The sequence below is a fragment of the Streptomyces albicerus genome, from assembly GCF_008905045.1.
Taxonomy (GTDB): domain Bacteria; phylum Actinomycetota; class Actinomycetes; order Streptomycetales; family Streptomycetaceae; genus Streptomyces; species Streptomyces albicerus.
In genome coordinates this window covers 1-17,485 of sequence record NZ_VWMY01000035.1, presented here as the reverse complement: position 1 = coordinate 17,485, position 17,485 = coordinate 1, and the positions used below count along the sequence as shown (strand labels likewise).

The 17,485-nt window shown below is 69.6% G+C and carries 13 protein-coding genes; 10 read left to right on the top strand and 3 right to left on the bottom strand.

Annotated elements, in window-relative coordinates:
• Nucleotides 1-160: 160 nt before the first annotated feature.
• Nucleotides 161-970, bottom strand: coding sequence for an enoyl-CoA hydratase/isomerase family protein (locus GAS53_RS29875; RefSeq protein ID WP_151480838.1), 810 nt, complete (start codon nt 968-970; stop codon nt 161-163).
• Between the two features lie 166 nt (nt 971-1,136).
• On the opposite strand from GAS53_RS29875, the gene GAS53_RS29870 reads away from it, so the two are divergent.
• The 4 genes from GAS53_RS29870 (at nt 1,137) to GAS53_RS29855 (ending at nt 6,012) form a co-directional block, all read left to right on the top strand.
• Nucleotides 1,137-2,279, top strand: coding sequence for a GGDEF domain-containing protein (locus GAS53_RS29870; protein ID WP_151480837.1), 1,143 nt, complete (start codon nt 1,137-1,139; stop codon nt 2,277-2,279).
• Between the two features lie 98 nt (nt 2,280-2,377).
• Complete coding sequence (hutH, locus tag GAS53_RS29865; RefSeq protein WP_151480929.1) at nt 2,378-3,916, top strand: histidine ammonia-lyase; 1,539 nt, start codon at nt 2,378-2,380, stop codon at nt 3,914-3,916.
• A 189-nt stretch (nt 3,917-4,105) separates the two neighbouring features.
• Nucleotides 4,106-4,309 carry a cold-shock protein gene (locus GAS53_RS29860; protein ID WP_053661143.1) on the top strand — a complete coding sequence of 68 codons (204 nt, stop codon included), beginning with the start codon at nt 4,106-4,108 and terminating at the stop codon, nt 4,307-4,309.
• Nucleotides 4,310-4,431: 122 nt separating this feature from the next.
• On the top strand, nt 4,432-6,012 hold the full coding sequence (locus GAS53_RS29855; RefSeq protein WP_151480836.1) for a DEAD/DEAH box helicase: 1,581 nt from the start codon (nt 4,432-4,434) through the stop codon (nt 6,010-6,012).
• Nucleotides 6,013-6,082: 70 nt separating this feature from the next.
• On the opposite strand, the gene GAS53_RS29850 is transcribed toward GAS53_RS29855, so the two are convergent.
• Nucleotides 6,083-8,164 (bottom strand): glycosyltransferase family 4 protein, encoded by a 2,082-nt coding sequence (locus GAS53_RS29850; RefSeq protein WP_151480835.1) that lies wholly within the window; start codon nt 8,162-8,164, stop codon nt 6,083-6,085.
• 226 nt (nt 8,165-8,390) lie between these two features.
• Nucleotides 8,391-8,720 (bottom strand): hypothetical protein, encoded by a 330-nt coding sequence (locus GAS53_RS29845; RefSeq protein WP_225859171.1) that lies wholly within the window; start codon nt 8,718-8,720, stop codon nt 8,391-8,393.
• Between the two features lie 110 nt (nt 8,721-8,830).
• On the opposite strand from GAS53_RS29845, the gene GAS53_RS29840 reads away from it, so the two are divergent.
• The 6 genes from GAS53_RS29840 (at nt 8,831) to GAS53_RS29810 (ending at nt 17,419) form a co-directional block, all read left to right on the top strand.
• A complete protein-coding gene (locus GAS53_RS29840; protein WP_151480834.1) occupies nt 8,831-9,172 on the top strand; it encodes a hypothetical protein in 342 nt (113 codons plus the stop codon).
• 230 nt (nt 9,173-9,402) lie between these two features.
• Nucleotides 9,403-10,665 (top strand): L,D-transpeptidase, encoded by a 1,263-nt coding sequence (locus GAS53_RS29835; protein WP_151480833.1) that lies wholly within the window; start codon nt 9,403-9,405, stop codon nt 10,663-10,665.
• 226 nt (nt 10,666-10,891) lie between these two features.
• The gene (locus tag GAS53_RS29830) at nt 10,892-12,355 is read left to right on the top strand and encodes an ABC transporter permease (RefSeq protein ID WP_151480832.1); all 1,464 of its coding nucleotides are present in this window, start codon (nt 10,892-10,894) and stop codon (nt 12,353-12,355) included.
• A 69-nt stretch (nt 12,356-12,424) separates the two neighbouring features.
• Complete coding sequence (locus GAS53_RS29825) at nt 12,425-13,108, top strand: ABC transporter ATP-binding protein (RefSeq protein WP_151480831.1); 684 nt, start codon at nt 12,425-12,427, stop codon at nt 13,106-13,108.
• A 151-nt stretch (nt 13,109-13,259) separates the two neighbouring features.
• On the top strand, nt 13,260-16,583 hold the full coding sequence (locus GAS53_RS29815; protein ID WP_151480830.1) for a S8 family peptidase: 3,324 nt from the start codon (nt 13,260-13,262) through the stop codon (nt 16,581-16,583).
• 65 nt (nt 16,584-16,648) lie between these two features.
• Nucleotides 16,649-17,419, top strand: a complete 771-nt coding sequence (locus GAS53_RS29810; protein WP_151480829.1) for a group II truncated hemoglobin — start codon at nt 16,649-16,651, stop codon at nt 17,417-17,419.
• Nucleotides 17,420-17,485: the final 66 nt, after the last annotated feature.

Here is a 17,485-nt window from a genome sequence, read left to right as displayed (position 1 = left end):
CCCCTACCCGTCCCATCCCTGGGGGCTGCGCCCCCAGACCCCCGCTATCGGCCTGGCGGCCTCGTCCTCAAACGCCGGACGGGCTGAAGATCAGCCCGTCCGGCGTTTGAGGAGCGGGGGTTCGGGGGCAGCGCCACCGAGGAGCGGGGGGGGCGGAACCCTACTCGCCCGGCCACTCCGGACGGCGCTTCTCGTTGAACGCTGCGACCCCCTCCGCCCGGTCGCCGGAGAAGGCGACCGAGCGCCAGGCGGCGTCCTCGATCTCCAGGCCCGCGCGGAGATCGAGACCGTGCCCGAGGCGAAGGGCGCGCTTGGCGGCACGAAGGCCGACGGGGGAGTTCGCGGCGATGCGAGAGGCCAGCGCGAGAGCCTCCGCACGTGCCTCCCCCTTGGGGACCAACGCGTCGATCAGGCCCAACTCCCGGGCCTCCGCGGCCTCCACGCGACGCGCCGAGAAGATCAGCTCGGCGGCCCGCGCCGCACCCACCCGCCGCGGCAGCAACTGCGTACCGCCGCCTCCCGGAATGACCCCCACCGACACCTCGGGCAGCCCCACCACGGCCGTACCGTCCGCCACGATCAGATCGCAGGACAGGGCCAGCTCGAAGCCACCGCCCAGCGCGAAACCGTGTACGGCGGCGACGGTGGGCATCGGCAGCTCCAGCACGCCGGTGTAGGCGGCCCGCGCGACCGGCCGCTGGCGGACCAGCTCGGCATCCGTGAGGGAGTTGCGCTCCTTGAGGTCGGCCCCGACGCAGAAGGCCCGCTCGTGGGTGGAGGTGAGTACGACCGCCCGTACATCCCGGTCGGCGGCCAGCGCCCCGCACGCCGCGGCGATCGAGCGTGCCATCTCCGTCGACACGGCGTTCATGGCCTTGGGCCGGTCCAGGACGAGCTCCGCGACGTACGACTCATGGCGCCGTACCGCGACGTACTCCCCGAACCGCTGCTCCGCGCCCTGCTCAGCCATGACACCCTCCCGATCGACGTTAACGTGGGTTAACTTCCGTCGTCCCGATCATTCCAGCAGGTCGTGCTCGGGGAAAGGCGCACCCTGCATTCGCCCGGATCCACCCCGAGCCCCTGTTCGCCGCATCAATGTCCCAAAACATCCCAAAGCTACCTAACCTGGAGTGATGGGCGGTGACGATGTGCGGCTGAGGGCCGTGGTGGCGTTGGCGCAGGGTATGGCCGCCGCGCACACCCCGCGCGAGTCGTGGCGCGCGGCGGCGGCCGGGGCCTGCCGGGCACTGGGCGGGAGCTTCGCCGCGCTGTCCGTGTGGGAGCGGGAGCTGGGGCGACTGCGTGTCCTGGCGAACGTGGGGGAGCGGGCCCGGGACGAGGAGGAGTTCCCGGAGAACGAGGCGTACCCCGTGCACCAGTTCCCGGAGATCACGGAGTTCCTGCACGAGCGCTGGGTCGGTGGCGGCGGGCCCAACGCCTGGGTGGAGACGGCGGACGGGCCGGCCGCGGGGCGCGCCGAGTACTGCCATCAGCGGGTCGCCGCGCTCCGGCGGCGCGGGCGGGGGTGTTGTGTCGTCGCGCCGATCGTCCTGCACGGCCGGGCTTGGGGGGAGTTGTACGTCGCCCGCCCGGCCGGCGCCCCCGTCTTCGACCGTGCCGACGCCGACTTCGCGACCGTCCTCGCCTCCGTGGTCGCCGCCGGGATCGCGCAGACCGAGCGCCTGGAGGAGGCCCGCCGCCTCGCCTTCACCGACGCCCTCACCGGCCTCGCGAACCGCCGCGCGGTGGACGTACGCCTGGAGGAGGCCATCGAGTGTCACCGCGCCCAGGGCGTGGTCGTCAGCCTCGTCGTGTGCGACCTCAACGGGCTCAAGCACGTCAACGACACCCGGGGCCACGCCGTCGGCGACCGGCTCCTGGAGCGCTTCGGGTCCGTCCTCTCCCTGTGCGGCGCGATGCTCCCGGGCACGCTCGCCGCCCGCCTCGGCGGCGACGAGTTCTGCCTGCTCGCGGTGGGCCCGGCCGCCGACGAGGTCGTGCGCGTCGCCGACGAACTGTGTCGCCGCGCCGCCGAGTTGGAGCTCGGCGAGGGCGTCGCGTGTGGTGTCGCCTCGACCGAGGACCCGCTCGGACCCGTTCGCTCGGCCCGCCGCCTCTTCCGCCTCGCCGACGCGGCCCAGTACCGCGCCAAGGCCGTACGCGCCGAAAAGCCCGTCGTCGCCGGCCGTGAGGGCCCGGACGACCCCGTCGTGCGCCTCGCCGACGCACCACAGCCCGCGGCGGCCGAACGCCGGAGGTTCCGCGGCCGAAGGTAGCCGTAGGCGGCGGCCCTCGCGTCCGCGCAGGTAAGGACCCAACCCGCCACCCACTAGTGACATCGCCGCATTCACTGCGTACGCTCCTGAATATGGATATGCACACTGTGGTGGTGGGGACGACCGGTGTCACCGCGTCCGACGTTCTCGCCGTGGCGCGCGGCGGCGCCCGGATCGAGCTCTCCGACGAGGCGGTGTCGGCGCTCCACGCGGCCCGCGAGATCGTGGACGCCCTCGCGGCCAAGCCCGACCCCGTGTACGGGGTCTCCACCGGCTTCGGGGCCCTCGCGACCCGGCACATCAGCCCGGAGATGCGCGCTCAGCTGCAGCGCAACATCGTGCGGTCGCACGCCGCCGGGATGGGCCCGCGCGTCGAGCGCGAGGTCGTGCGCGCGTTGATGTTCCTGCGGCTGAAGACCGTCTGTTCGGGCCGCACCGGCGTACGCCCGTCCGTCGCCCAGACCATGGCCGACATCCTGAACGCCGGCATCACCCCGGTCGTCCACGAGTTCGGCTCCCTCGGCTGCTCCGGCGACCTCGCGCCGCTCTCCCACTGCGCCCTGACACTCATGGGCGAGGGGGAGGCCGAAGGCCCGGACGGCACGGTCCGCCCGGCCGGTGAACTCCTCGCGGCGCACGGCATCGAGCCGGTCGAGCTCCGCGAGAAGGAGGGCCTGGCCCTCCTCAACGGCACCGACGGCATGCTCGGCATGCTGGTCATGGCCCTCGCCGACCTCGACACCCTCTACAAGTCCGCCGACATCACCGCGGCCCTCAGCCTCGAAGCGCTCCTCGGCACGGACAAGGTCCTCGCCCCCGAACTGCACGCCATCCGCCCCCACCCGGGCCAGGCCGCGAGCGCCGCCAACATGCTCGCCGTGCTGAAGGGTTCCGCCCTCACCGGGCACCACCAGGACGACGCCCCGCGCGTCCAGGACGCGTACTCCGTGCGCTGCGCCCCCCAGGTCGCGGGCGCCGGCCGCGACACCATGACCCACGCCCGCCTGGTCGCCGACCGCGAGCTGGCGTCGGCGGTCGACAACCCCGTCGTCCTCCCGGACGGCCGCGTGGAGTCGAACGGCAACTTCCACGGCGCCCCGGTCGCGTACGTCCTCGACTTCCTCGCCATCGCCGCCGCCGACCTCGGCTCCATCGCCGAGCGCCGCACGGACCGGCTCCTCGACAAGAACCGCAGCCACGGCCTCCCGCCGTTCCTCGCGGGCGACGCGGGCGTCGACTCGGGCCTGATGATCGCCCAGTACACGCAGGCCGCCCTGGTCAGTGAGATGAAGCGGCTCGCCGTTCCGGCCTCCGCCGACTCGATCCCGTCCTCCGCGATGCAGGAGGACCACGTCTCGATGGGGTGGTCGGCCGCCCGCAAGCTGCGTACGGCCGTCGACAACCTGACCCGGATCGTCGCCATCGAGCTGTACGCCGCCACGCGCGCCATCGAGCTGCGCAGCGGCCTCACCCCGGCCCCGGCCTCGCAGGCCGTGATCGCCGCCGCCCGCGCCGCCGGAGTGGCGGGCCCCGGCCCGGACCGCTTCCTCGCCCCGGACCTGGCGGCCGCGGACGCCTTCGTGCGCGGCGGTCATCTCCTCGCGGCGGTGGAGCCCGTGACGGGCCCCCTGGCGTAGGTCGTTTCGGGTGTACGCGGACGGGGGCGCCGTCGGTCGACGACGCCCCCGTCAAAACCTGTGCTAGGGTTCATAACGAAACGTTTTTGGTACCCATTAACTTTGTGCGCCTGAAAGGAATCCTCTCTCAGGCGCGTTTTGTTTTTCCGGTCATTTCCGGATGGGAGCCACCTATCTAAAGGGAATGACATGGCAACTGGCACCGTGAAGTGGTTCAACGCGGAAAAGGGCTTCGGCTTCATCGAGCAGGACGGCGGCGGCGCCGACGTCTTCGCCCACTACTCCAACATTGCCACCTCGGGCTTCCGTGAGCTGCAGGAGGGCCAGAAGGTCTCCTTCGACGTCACGCAGGGCCAGAAGGGCCCGCAGGCGGAGAACATCGTCCCCGCCTAATTCCGGGACGCGCACCACGCGAGCCGGGGCCCGCACCTTCGGGTGTGGGCCCCGGCTTGTGCTGTCCGTGTGTCCTTGAGCACGGGAAACCGTGAGGCCCAGGAAGGAATTCCAGATCCAGCATGACTCGATCCGAACGTCCTGAACGACCCGCCGGCCAACGCCCGGCGAATTCCCGGGGTTCCCGAGGCTCTCGTGGTGCGCGCGGCGGAGCCCCGGCGGCTTCCGTCAACGGCGGCAGCCGGAACGTACGCAAGAAGCCGTCCCAACAGTCCACGGCGCCGCGGGAGTTCACCCTGCCGCAGACGCTCACGCCCGCGCTGCCCGCCGTCGAGTCCTTCGACGCGCTGGACATGCCGGCCGCGCTGACCAAGACCCTCACCGCCCAGGGGGTGACCGAGCCGTTCCCGATCCAGGGCGCGACGCTCCCCAACTCCCTCGCCGGGCGCGACATCCTCGGCCGGGGCCGTACCGGCTCGGGCAAGACCCTCGCCTTCGGCCTCGCGCTGCTCGCCCGCACGGCCGGCCGGCGCGCCGAGCCCAAGGCGCCGCTCGCCCTCGTCCTGGTGCCCACGCGCGAGCTCGCGCAGCAGGTCACCGACGCGCTCACGCCGTACGCCACGGCCGTGAACCTGCGTCTTGCGACCGTCGTAGGCGGGCTGTCCATCGGCAAGCAGTCGGGCCTGCTGCGGCGCGGTGCCGAGGTGCTCGTGGCCACGCCCGGGCGGCTCAAGGACCTGATAGACCGCGGTGACTGCACCCTCGCACGGGTGGGGATCACCGTCCTCGACGAGGCCGACCAGATGGCCGACATGGGGTTCATGCCCCAGGTCACGGCGCTGCTCCAGCAGGTCGAGCCGGACGGGCAGCGGATGCTGTTCTCGGCGACGCTGGACAAGAACATCGACAAGCTCGTACGGATGTTCCTCACGGATCCCGTGGTGCACTCCGTCGACCCCTCGGCCGGTGCGGTGACGACGATGGAGCACCACGTGCTGCACGTCGCCGACGAGACCGACAAGAAGGCCGTCGCGCTGCGGATCGCCGCCCGTGACGGGCGCGTGATTCTCTTCGTCGACACCAAGCGCTCGGCGGACCGCTTCGCCAAGCGGCTGCTCGCGAGTGGTGTGCGGGCCTCCGCGCTGCACGGTGGCCGGTCGCAGCCTCAGCGCAACCGGACGCTCGACCAGTTCAAGACCGGGCTGGTGACCGCGCTCGTCGCCACGAACGTGGCGGCTCGTGGCATCCATGTGGACGACCTCGACCTCGTCGTGAACATCGATCCGCCGACCGATCACAAGGACTATCTCCACCGGGGCGGGCGTACCGCTCGCGCGGGGGAGTCCGGGAGCGTGGTCACGCTCGTTCTGCCGGAGCAGAAGCGGGAGATGACTCGGCTGATGGCCGATGCGGGGATCAGTCCTCGGACGGTTCGGATCAAGTCGAGCGACGAGGAGCTTGTGCGGATCACGGGGGCGAAGGAGCCGTCCGGGGTGCCGGTGGTCATTCCCGTGCCTGAGCCGGTTGTCGCTCAGCCCAAGGCGCAGTCCCGGGGGCGGCGTGGCGGTGGCGGCGGGCGCGGGGCCGCGGCGGCGAGTGCTCGGTCCGGTGTGAGTTCGCGTGGACGCGGGGGTTCCGGTGCGGGTACGGGTGCGGGTGCTCGTGCTCGCGGAGGTCAAGGGGGCGGGCGTCGGTCCGCCTGAGAGCTCGGCGGGGAGTGTGGTTGGGCGGCTGCGGGTTGTTGGTGGCTGATCGCGCCGTTCCCCGCGCCCCTTAAGGGGCGCTGATCGCCAGGTCGTTGGTGATTGTGAAGAAGAAGCGGGCCTCGGTTGAGTCGCCTGTTGTGGTGTTCAAGGCGGTGTTCGGGTACTTGTCCGTTGTCTTGCGGTCCACGATGTCGCCGATGATGCGGCCCACTCGGATGGGTTCGGCGGCTTCGGCGGGGCGTAAGAAGAGGTCCCAGAGTGGCTTGTCCGTGTCGGTGGGGCGGGGCAAGGACGTCACGCGGGACTGGAACGTCCGTTCTCCGGTGGGCGTCGCCGGTGTCTCGAAGTCGTGGGCCCTCCCGTCACGGGAGACGCCGAGCAGCGCCGCGTCCTTGTCGAGTACGGCACCGTAGAGCGTGCCTTCCAGGGCCAGGGTGCCGTCGTACGTACGGAGGGCCGTGGCTTCCGCGTGGCCGGAGCGGCGGAAGGTTCGCAGGGCCAGGTAGCCGTCCTTGGTCGCGTATGGAATCCACCAGGCGAAGGGCTTGCCCGGTGCGGATGCCGCGGGTGTCGCGCTCAGCAGACCGCGCTGCTCGACCAGGCCGGCCTTGAGGCGACGCCGTGCGCCGTCCTCGGCCCGCTCGACGTGCAGGTCCCAACGGCCTTCCGCCAAGGCGAGTCGACGGTGGGCCAGGTGTGCCGTCCAAGCTGACTTCGTGTCGAGCGGCCGCTCCAGCGGAACGCGGACCTCGTCGTCACCGTGCCGGTGGCGGAGCACCAGAGCGAGGCTCTCACCGGACACTCCCGACGGGTTCACCGCGATGCGTACGCCACCGGTGGAGTCGGTCGTGCAGCCGCCCTTCGGGCGCAGGGCGCGAGGCCGGCCGTCCGCGACCGGCGATGTGGCCGGTGGCGCTTCCGTACGACGAGGGCGCGAGCTCAGGGGCAGCAGCGTGCCCAGAGCGCGGCGCACGCGGCGCGTGACCCTCGCTGTCGTCGATGTCCGGGCCTCCCGCAGCTCACCGATCAACTGCTCGTACTCGTCAGCGATCCATCGAGGAGCGAACCGCTGGGCGGTCGTCCTGGCGGACCGGCCCATCGTGCGCCGCTGGTCCACGTCCTCGATCAGCTTCAGCAGCCCGGCGGCGAACGCGTCCGGGTCTCCCGGCGGTACGAGCAGGCCGTCGGAGCCGTCGGTGATGATCTCGCCGGGGCCGTGCGGACAGTCGGTCGCCACCACCGGTACGCCCGCGTGCATGGCCTCCAGGATCGTCATGCCGAAGGACTCCCACTCCGAACTCACCGCGGCGACCGAGGCCTTGGCCCACTCCGTCTCCATGGTCGAGTGCGGTCCCATGAGGAACACGTGGTCGTTCAGCCGGAGTCCGTCGACGGCGGCGCGGAGGCGGGCGCGCTCCGGTCCCTGACCGTAGATCCGCAGCCGCCACTCCGGTCGGACGGCGACGACCCGGGAGAAGGCCTCGATGAGCAGGTCGTAGCGCTTGACCGGCATCAGACGTCCTGCGGCGACCACCAACGGCGCCTGTACGTCCGAGGGTTCGGCCTTCGGCCGGGGCGCGGCGTTCGCGATGCCGGTGATCCGCGTCTTCAGCCCGGGCAGGCGCTCGCGGTGGTCCGCGGCGTCCTGGGCGGAGACGGTGACGAAGGCGTCCAGGCGCCCGATGGCCGCGTTCTGCGCCTCGCGGACGCCGGGGACGTGGTTGTCGTACGACAGGTGCTCCTGCCCGATCCGCAGGTAACGGCGCGAGCCGTGCTCGGCGAGGAACACGACCAGCGCCGGTCGGGTCGCCACGACTACGTCCGCGTCGGTCTCACCGAGGAAGCGGAGGAGCCGCTCGTCCGCGAGCGCGGTGTAGCGGCGGGCGAGGACCTCTGTGGGCGGTACGACGTCGGAGGGCCGCGCCATGAGGGGATGCCCGCCGTCGAACGTCGGCGCGTCGGGACGCTCGTCGACGAGCGGGACGAGCGGGACCCTGCCGCTCACCCCGAGCAGGGGCTTCTCCGCGGTGCGGAAGACGGAGACGATCTCCACCTCGTGCCGCGCGGCCAGCGCACCGGCCAGGTTGAGTGTCGAGCGGACCGTGCCGCCGATGGCGTAGGCGTTGTGCAGCAGGAAGGTGATCTTCAAGGAGGCAGTCCCTGTTCAGGCAGTACGGAGAAGCGACAGGGGAATGCCTTGACGCCCGGACGTGCGGGCACCGGATGTGGGGTCTGGAGTCCGCAGGCATGGGGGGAGTTCACGCGGTCTGCTTGCGTGATCTCCACGGACTGTAAGCGCGCCCACCGACCACACGCCAAGCTTCTTCCGAAGGATGACGCGAAATGGTCGAAGGAGGGCTTGTCGGGCCACCGTCTCAGTACGCGCCCGTACGCTCCCGTCGTACCGAATAGACCACGAACCCCGCTCCCAGGCTCAGGCACAGCGTGCCGCCGACCACGTACGGGGTCGTGTCGAAGCTGCCCGTGTCGGCCAGGCGGGTCTGGTCGGCGGAGGTGTGGGCGGCGGTGTGCGTGGAGGTCTCGGACGAGGTCTCGGTCTTGCCCCGCAGGACCGTGGACGTCGATGTCTGTGTTCTGTGTTCCGCCGGCTCGTCTCCCGTCGCGTTGGCGGACGGGACGAACCACAGGGCGCCCAGGAGGGTTCCCGCGGCGGTGGCGGTCAACAACGATCGACGTGCGGACACGGAATATCGATCCCCTTGTGACGCTGGCGAATTGGCCGTGTGGGGCGATGTTAGTGAAAGGTGCGGGTCACGGGAAAGTCACGGTGGCCATGGGCCGTACGCTCCGACGTATGAGCACTACTGAGACATCACGTTTTGTACGGTTGCGTGTTGAATTGATCGTCGAAGTCGACGACGAGAACGCGCTCACCAAGGCCGCGTTGGGGCAGATCGCCGGGGATCCCGAGATTCCGGGCGACGAGAGGGCGCACGCGGAGAACGCAGTGACGGAAGACACTGCCGAGGCCGTCGCGTATCTCGTCGACCCGTTCGACCTGGTCAGCGAGGTGCCCGGGGTCGAACTCGCACAGGCCTCGTGGAGCAGCGAGCAGATCGACTACGACCCCGATTCGCCGGATTGGGACCTCGACGAGGATGATGACGCCGGAGACGAGGAAGAAGAGGCCGGCTGACGCCGCTTGGGAGAATCGTGACCCCGGGTGGCAACCGCCGCCCGGGGTTCTGTCGTCTCATGGGGCGCAGTGACCGACACCCGCACCAGCGGTATCGATGAGGATCGACGTGGATCGATGGCGATCGACGTGGTGTGCCCCACACCCGTGACGGATGTGGAACGGGACGAACCGGTCGTAGCGTTTACAGGTGTTACGGGGATTCTTGGGCTTGTGGGGATTCGGCGACGATGGAGAAGCGTGTGATGACGGACAGTAAGCGGCGCAAGGGCCTGACGGTCGCGTCCGCACTGCTCGGCGGGGTGCTGGTGCTCTCTGCGTGCAGCGGAGGCGACGACAGTCCCAAGGGCGGGGGTGACAGCACCTCGCAGGCCAAGGTCGACGAGGCGGCGGCCGAGAAGACCTCCGAGGCCCAGATCAAGATCACACCCAAGGACGGCTCCGACAACGCCTCCATCAACAACGGCGCCAAGGTCACCGTGAGCGAGGGTTCGCTCACCGACGTCACCATGAAGACCACGGCCGGCACGGCCGTGGAGGGTGAGATATCCGCCGACAAGAAGAGCTGGAAGCCCAGCGGTCAGCTGGAGCGCGCCACCACGTACAAGATCACGGCCACCGCCGAGGACTCCGAAGGCCGCGCCGCCCACGAGAACGCGTCGTTCACGACGGTCTCCCCGGACAACAGCTTCATCGGCAACTTCACGCCCGAGGACGGTTCCACCGTCGGCGTCGGCATGCCGGTCTCGATCAACTTCGACAAGGCGATCACGAACAAGGCCGATGTGCAGAAGGGGATCACCGTCTCCGCCAGCAGCGGCCAGGAGGTCGTCGGCCACTGGTTCAGCCCCAACCGCCTGGACTTCCGCCCCGAGGAGTACTGGCAGGGCGGCTCCACCGTCACCCTCAAGCTGAACCTCGACGGCGTTGAGGGCGCGAGCGGGGTGTACGGCGTGCAGCAGAAGACGGTCTCCTTCAAGATCGGCCGCAACCAGGTCTCGATCGTCGACGCCAAGACGAAGACGATGAAGGTGACCCAGGACGGCAAGACCGTCAAGACCATCCCGATCTCCGCCGGTTCGCCCGAGAACAAGACGTACCAGGGCGAGATGGTGATCTCCGAGAAGTTCAAGGAGACCCGGATGAACGGCGCGACGGTCGGCTTCACGGACGACGACGGCAAGGGCGAGTACGACATCAAGGACGTACCGCACGCGATGCGTCTGTCGACCTCCGGCACGTTCATCCACGGCAACTACTGGGGCGACGACTCCATCTTCGGCAGCGTCAACACCAGCCACGGCTGCGTCGGCCTGAACGACACCAAGGGTGCCAACGACCCGAACACCGAGGCCGCGTGGTTCTACAACAACTCGATCGTCGGTGACGTCGTGGACGTGCGGAACACCGGCGACAAGACCATCGCCCCGGACAACGGCCTCAACGGCTGGAACATGGACTGGGCGACGTGGAAGGCCGGTTCCGCGGCCTGAGCCCCTCTTTGCGGCTAAACCGCCGCCGCTCTCGCGGACCTGGTTGCTCGCCGTAGGGGTTCCTCAATCGATGGTTGCTGTGCTCGTCGTTTCCACTTGACAGCCAGTTCGGCCGACGGCCCGCACCCGCTCGGGGTGGTGCGGGCCGTCGGCCTTTGCGGGCGTTCTCATCCTTCTCTTATGCGGGGCTTATCCCGCCATCACGCGCCGTCCCTAGCTTTCGGCCATGTTCTTCACCTACCTGAGGCGCGAACTGCGCCGCCGCAGAAAGGCGGCGCTCGTCGTCGCCTCCGGACTCGCCCTGGGCATCGCCCTGGTCATCGTGGTCAGCTCCGTGTCGTCCGGCATGGAGAAGGCGCAGGGCAAGGTCCTCCAGTCGCTGTACGGGCTGGGCACGGACATGACGGTCACCAAGGCGGCCCAGGAGTCCGACACGGGCGAACGCCCGCGCTTCCGGTTCGACGCCCGGGGCAGCGACTCCGACGAAGAACAGAGCAGCGACCGCGTCATGGTCCAGGGCTTCCAGACCCTGGCCGCGAGCACGGTCTCCAAGGTCGGTTCGCAGCAGGGTGTCTCGGACGCCGTCGGCGGACTCAGCCTCCAGGTCATCAAGGTCAGCGGTCAGTTCCGGCAGGGCGAGTTCCAGCAGGACCAGCAGAACGGCGGCAACCAGCAGGGCGGGTCCGGCGCCGCGCCCACCGGCGGGCCGCAGGGCCGCGTCGAGGGCGGCGGCGCCGACTTCGACGTCAACAGCTACTCCGTCTACGGCACGGACGTCAGCAAGCCCGAGCTCGGCCCGCTGACCTCCTCGAAGATCACCAGCGGCCGTACCTTCACGTCCTCCGAGACCAACGCCGAGGTCGTCGTCGCCGACAAGTCCTACGCCAAGGAGAAGAAGCTCGCGCTCGGCGACACCGTCACCATCAAGGGCGTCAAGTACAAGGTCATCGGCATCGCGACGCCCGACAGCGGTGACGCGGCGGCCAACCTCTACATCCCGCTCAAGCAGGCGCAGACGCTCAGCGACTCCAAGGACAAGGTCACCACGATCTACGTCAAGGCGTCCGACTCGCAGCAGATCAGTGCCGTCAAGTCGACCATCCAGAAGAACATCTCGGGTACGACCGTCACCACCTCCGCCGACCTCGCCGACACGGTCTCCGGCTCCCTGTCGACCGCCTCCGACCTCGCCTCGAACGTGGGCAAGTGGCTGTCCATCGCGGTGCTCGTGGCCGCGTTCCTGGTGGCGGGACTGCTCACCTCGTCGGCCGTCTCCCGCCGCGTACGGGAGTTCGGCACCCTCAAGGCGCTCGGCTGGAAGTCGGGCCGGGTGACCCGGCAGGTCGTCGGAGAGGCCGTCGTCAACGGCCTGGTCGGCGGCGCCCTCGGTATCGCGGTCGGGCTCGGCGGGGCGTACGTCGTCACCGCGATCAGCCCGACCCTGCAGGCCGAAGTCGGCTCCACGGGCGGAGCGTTCGGCGGCGGCGGTGGCCCCGGCGGCGGCATGGGCGGTCCGGCCCGGCAGACGGCGTCCAAGGCCCTCGACGTCGCGCTGACCGCGCCCGTCAGCCTCTCCACCATCGCCCTCGCGGTCGGCCTCGCCGTCACCGGCGGCCTGATCGCCGGCGCCTTCGGCGGCTGGCGCGCCTCCCGGCTGCGGCCGGCGGACGCCCTGCGGCGCGTGGAATAGCCCGGCCGACTTCGGCCGCGGTACGCGCCCCGCACCGCCAACCCCCTTACGTATCCCAGGAGCTGCACCATGTACGAACTCAGAGGCGTCACCAAGCGCTACAAGCGGGGCAATGAGACCGTCGACGCGCTGGACGGGGTCGACCTGACCATCGGGGACGGCGACCGCCTCGTCATCCAGGGCCCCACCGGCGGCGGCAAGTCCACCCTTCTGCAGATGCTCGGCGGACTCGACCGGCCCACTTCCGGCAGCGTCGGACTCGACGGTACGGATCTCGCCAAACTGTCCGAGACCAAACTCACCAAGGTGCGTAGCGAGAACATCGGTTTCGTCTTCCAGAGCTTCAACCTCATTCCCACGCTCACCGCCCAGGAGAACGTGGAAACCGCCCTCGTACCCCTGAAACTGAAGGCCAAGGAACGGCGCGAACGGGCCGCCGCGGCACTGGAGTCCGTGGGGCTCGCCGAGCGGCTCGGGCATCTGCCGGCCGAACTGTCCGGCGGCCAGCAGCAGCGCGTCGCCATCGCCCGTGCGCTGGTCAAGCAGCCGAAGGTGCTCCTCGCCGACGAACCGACCGGAAACCTCGACGAGTCCATGCGCGACGAGATCATGGACGTACTCGAAACCATGTGGAAGGAGCACGGGCTCACTTTCATCATGGTTACGCACGATTCGGCGATCGCGAAAAAGGCCCCGCGGGTCGCCACGATCCGCAAGGGAAGGATCACCGTCAAGGAGAACGCGGACTCTTAACAGCCGCCCCACTATTGAGCGTCTGTTAACCCCCCGCCATACTGCGTATTCCGGGGGGCCATGCGCGAGCATGCGTACGAGACATCCCCCGGCCGGATGAATGGGGATTCATCCAGGACCTGCATCTCCAGGGGGAGACTTGCGCAGACAAGTGAAGAGAGCATGCGCGGCCACGATCGCCACGGCGGCAGCCGTGGCCCTGGCGGCGGGCATGACCAGCCCGGCGTCGGCGGAGCCGGAGCGCGCGGCCGGTGACACGGCCGTACAGACCACGCCCAAGCACCGCATCACCCTGATCACCGGCGACCGTGTGGCCGTCGACGCCAAGGGCCGCGTCGTCGGCCTGGAGCGGGCCAAGGGCCGTGAGGGGATACCCGTCCAGATCCGCAAGGCCGACGGGCACACCCTCGTCGTGCCGGCCGACGCGGCCCGGCTGATCGCCACCGGCAAGCTCGACCAGCGGCTCTTCGACGTCACCGAGCTCAACAAGTCGGCCAACCGCAAGGCCCAGAAGCAGGGCCTCAAGCTGATCGTCGGCTACCGCGGCGCGGCCGCGACGGCGAAGTCGGACGTCCGCGACGCCGGGGACACGAAGGTCCGCAGGACCCTCAAGTCCCTGAACGCGGACGCGGTGCTGACGCCCAAGGGCGACGCGGCCGACCTCTGGTCCGCGGTCACCGACACGCAGGGCGGCAACGCGAAGACCGCGTCCGGCATCGCCCACGTGTGGCTCGACGGCGTCCGCAAGGCCAGCCTCGACAAGTCCGTTCCGCAGATCGGCGCCGACAAGGCGTGGGCCGCCGGGTACGACGGCAAGGGCGTCAAGATCGCCGTACTGGACACCGGCGTCGACGCGACCCACCCGGACCTCAAGGACCAGGTCGTCGCGGAGAAGAACTTCTCCGCCGCGCCCGACGCGACCGACAAGTACGGCCACGGTACGCACGTCGCGTCCATCGCGGCCGGTACGGGCGCCAAGTCGGCAGGCAAGTACAAGGGCGTCGCGCCCGGGGCCAAGCTGCTCAACGGCAAGGTGCTCGACGACGGCGGCTACGGCGAGGACTCCGGCATCCTCGCCGGTATGGACTGGGCGGCCGAGCAGGGCGCCGACGTCGTGAACCTCAGCCTGGGCGGCGGCGACACTCCGGAAATCGACCCGCTCGAAGCCCAGGTCAACAAGCTGTCCAAGGAAAAGGGCATCCTCTTCGCGATCGCCGCCGGCAACTCCGGCGAGTTCGGCGAGCAGACCATCGGCTCCCCGGGCAGCGCGGCGGCCGCGCTCACCGTGGGTGCCGTCGACGACAAGGACAAGCTGGCCGAGTTCTCCAGCACCGGACCCGGCCTCGACGGCGCCATCAAGCCCGACGTGACCGCCCCCGGCGTGGACACCACCGCGGCCTCGGCCAAGGGCAGCGTCATCGCCCAGGAGGTCGGCGAGAAGCCGGCCGGCTACGTGACGATCTCGGGTACGTCGATGGCCACCCCGCACGTCGCGGGCGCGGCGGCGATCCTGAAGCAGCAGCACCCGGAGTGGACGTACACCCAGCTCAAGGGCGCACTGGCCGGCTCCACCAAGGGCGGCAAGTACTCGCCGTTCCAGCAGGGTTCGGGCCGGATCCAGGTCGACAAGGCCCTCAAGCAGACCGTGATCGCCGATCCGGTGTCCGTCAGCTTCGGCGTGCAGCAGTGGCCGCACACCGACGACACTCCGGTCACCGAGAAGATCACGTACAAGAACCTCGGCACGACCGACGTCACGCTGAACCTCACGGCGACGGCCACCAACCCGAAGGGCCAGGCCGCCCCGGCGGGCTTCTTCACGCTCGGCGCCAAGACGCTGACCGTCCCGGCGGGCGGCGAGGCCTCCGCCGACCTCACGGTCAACTCCAAGCTGGGCGGCACCCTCGACGGCGCGTACTCCGCGTACGTGACCGCGACCGGCGGCGGCCAGACCGTCCGTACGGCAGCGGCGGTGCAGCGCGAGGTGGAGTCGTACGACGTCACCCTCAAGCTCATCGACCGTGACGGCAACCCGGCGAAGAACTACAACGTCGACCTGAGCGGTGTCTCCGGTCTGGCGACGGACAAGTCGCTCGCGCCGTACGACCCGTCCGGCACCGTCAAGGTCCGTGCTCCCAAGGGCGGTTACATCCTCAACTCGGCGTTCTTCGCCGACCCGGAGGACTTCACCAAGGGCGCCGACTGGGTGGCCCAGCCCAAGCTGAGCGTCACCAAGAACACCACGATCACGCTGGACGCGCGGACCGCGAAGCCGGTGGACATCACGGTGCCCGACGCGGCCGCCAAGTCCGAGTTCGCGTCGCCGGACTACACGGTGGACGTGGCGAACGGCAGCTACTCGTTCGGCTGGTGGCTGGACTCGTACACCAACTTCCGTACGGCGCACCTCGGCCCGCAGATCACCGACGGCTCGCTGTACCAGCAGTGGGGCGGCCACTGGGCCAAGCCCGGTGATCAGTACGACACCGTCGCGGGCGGCAAGGTCAAGCAGCTCGCCACCGGCTACACCAAGCACTACAAGGCGAGCGAACTGGCCAAGGTGAAGGTCGGCCTGGGCGCTTCGACGAGCGGCAAGAAGGGCGCGATCAGCGCTCTCGGCTGGCTGCCCGGCAGCTCCACGGGCTCCTCGGTCGGCATCCCGCAGACACTGCCCAGCACACGGACGCTGCACCTGTCCACCGCGAGCGGGGTGAAGTGGGAGCTCGACTTCGAGCAGCACGGCGGGACGGACGAGTACGGTTTCCCGGTCACCGAGGCCTTCTACACGATCGGCGCCCCGCAGTCCTTCAAGGGCGGCAAGAGCTACGAGAAGACCTTCAACACGGCGGTCTTCGGGCCGCGCCTCGGCTCCGGCTTCGGCATCTACCGCAACGGCAACGAGATCTCCGGCAGCGTGCCGCTGTTCGCCGACGGCAAGACCCACGCCGGCTCCTCGCTCTTCTCCTCGGTCAGCACGACGCTCTACCGCAACGGCACCAAGGTCGGCTCGAACGACGACCCGCTGTTCGGGGAAGGCGTCTTCAAGGTCCCGGCCGGCGACGCCTCGTACAAGCTGACCACCTCGGTCAAGCGCAGCGTCAAGGTCGCGGCGGCCTCCACCCGTATCGACGCCAGCTGGACGTTCCGCTCCAAGAAGGTCGACAGCGCCAAGCTGCCCGCCTCCTCGGTCCGCTTCAACGCGGCCGTCGGTCTGGACAGCAGGGCCCCGGCCGACAAGAAGGTCTCCATCCCGGTCACCGTCCAGGGCTCGGCCGCCGGCAAGAACCTCAAGTCGCTGTCGGTGTACGTGTCCTACGACTACGGCCAGACCTGGAAGAAGGTCACCGTCAAGAACGGCAAGATCAGCGTGAAGAACCCGGCCAAGGGCAAGGGCATCTCGTTCCACGCGAAGATCGCCGACAAGAAGGGCAACAAGTCGACGATCTCGATCTACAACGCGTACTACGGGAAGTGAGCCGTTAGCGAACGGCCCGTCGGAAGTGCAGCTTCCGGCGGGCCGTCCGTGTTTCCGTGGGTCCCATGACTGCCCACACCGTCGAATACATCCGGTACCGCATTCCCGAGCAGCAGTCGGCGGAGTTCCTGGCCGCCTACACCCGGGCCGCCGCCCAGCTCGCCGCGGCCCCGCAGTGTGTCGACTACGAACTGGCGCGTTGCGAGGAGGACTTCGAGCACTTCGTCCTCCGTATCACCTGGACCTCCACCGAGGACCACATCGAGGGCTTCCGCAAGTCCGAGCTCTTCTCCGCTTTCCTGGCCGAGATCCAGCCGTATGTCGGGTCGATCGAGGAGATGCGCCACTACAAGCCGACGACGGTACGGGGCACGGGGGCGTCCGTGCCCACGCTGTACGCCTGGGCGGGGGGCGCCGAGGCCTTCTCCCGTCTCACCGAGGTCTTCTACGACAAGGTCCTCAAGGACGACGTCCTCGCCCCCGTCTTCGAAGGCCTCGCTCCCGAGCACGCGTCCCTTGTCGCACTGTGGCTCGGTGAGGTCTTCGGCGGTCCCACGGCCTACTCCGAGACGCAGGGCGGGCATGGGCACATGGTCGCGAAGCACGTCGGCAAGAACATCACGGAGGTGCAGCGGCGCCGCTGGGTCAATCTGCTGCAGGACGCGGCGGACGAGGCGGGACTGCCGACCGATGCCGACTTCCGCTCGGCGTTCGTTGCGTACGCGGAGTGGGGGACTCGGCTGGCCGTGTACTTCTCCGGCCCCGACGCGGTGCCCCCGGCGGAGCAGCCGGTGCCGAAGTGGACGTGGGGGGCGGCGCCGCCATATCAACCGTGACCACGATCAGCCCGTCCGGCGTTTGAGGACGAGGCCGTTCAGGCCGTTTCCCCACCCCCCCCCGGC

Bases quoted from the DNA above. Each gene is read 5' to 3' on its own strand.
- GAS53_RS29875 (WP_151480838.1), bottom strand. From the start codon at position 970: ATGGCTGAGCAGGGCGCGGAGCAGCGGTTCGGGGAGTACGTCGCGGTA.
- GAS53_RS29870 (WP_151480837.1), top strand. From the start codon at position 1,137: ATGGGCGGTGACGATGTGCGGCTGAGGGCCGTGGTGGCGTTGGCGCAG.
- hutH (WP_151480929.1), top strand. From the start codon at position 2,378: ATGCACACTGTGGTGGTGGGGACGACCGGTGTCACCGCGTCCGACGTT.
- GAS53_RS29860 (WP_053661143.1), top strand. From the start codon at position 4,106: ATGGCAACTGGCACCGTGAAGTGGTTCAACGCGGAAAAGGGCTTCGGC.
- GAS53_RS29855 (WP_151480836.1), top strand. From the start codon at position 4,432: ATGACTCGATCCGAACGTCCTGAACGACCCGCCGGCCAACGCCCGGCG.
- GAS53_RS29840 (WP_151480834.1), top strand. From the start codon at position 8,831: ATGAGCACTACTGAGACATCACGTTTTGTACGGTTGCGTGTTGAATTG.
- GAS53_RS29835 (WP_151480833.1), top strand. From the start codon at position 9,403: ATGGAGAAGCGTGTGATGACGGACAGTAAGCGGCGCAAGGGCCTGACG.
- GAS53_RS29830 (WP_151480832.1), top strand. From the start codon at position 10,892: ATGTTCTTCACCTACCTGAGGCGCGAACTGCGCCGCCGCAGAAAGGCG.
- GAS53_RS29825 (WP_151480831.1), top strand. From the start codon at position 12,425: ATGTACGAACTCAGAGGCGTCACCAAGCGCTACAAGCGGGGCAATGAG.
- GAS53_RS29810 (WP_151480829.1), top strand. From the start codon at position 16,649: ATGACTGCCCACACCGTCGAATACATCCGGTACCGCATTCCCGAGCAG.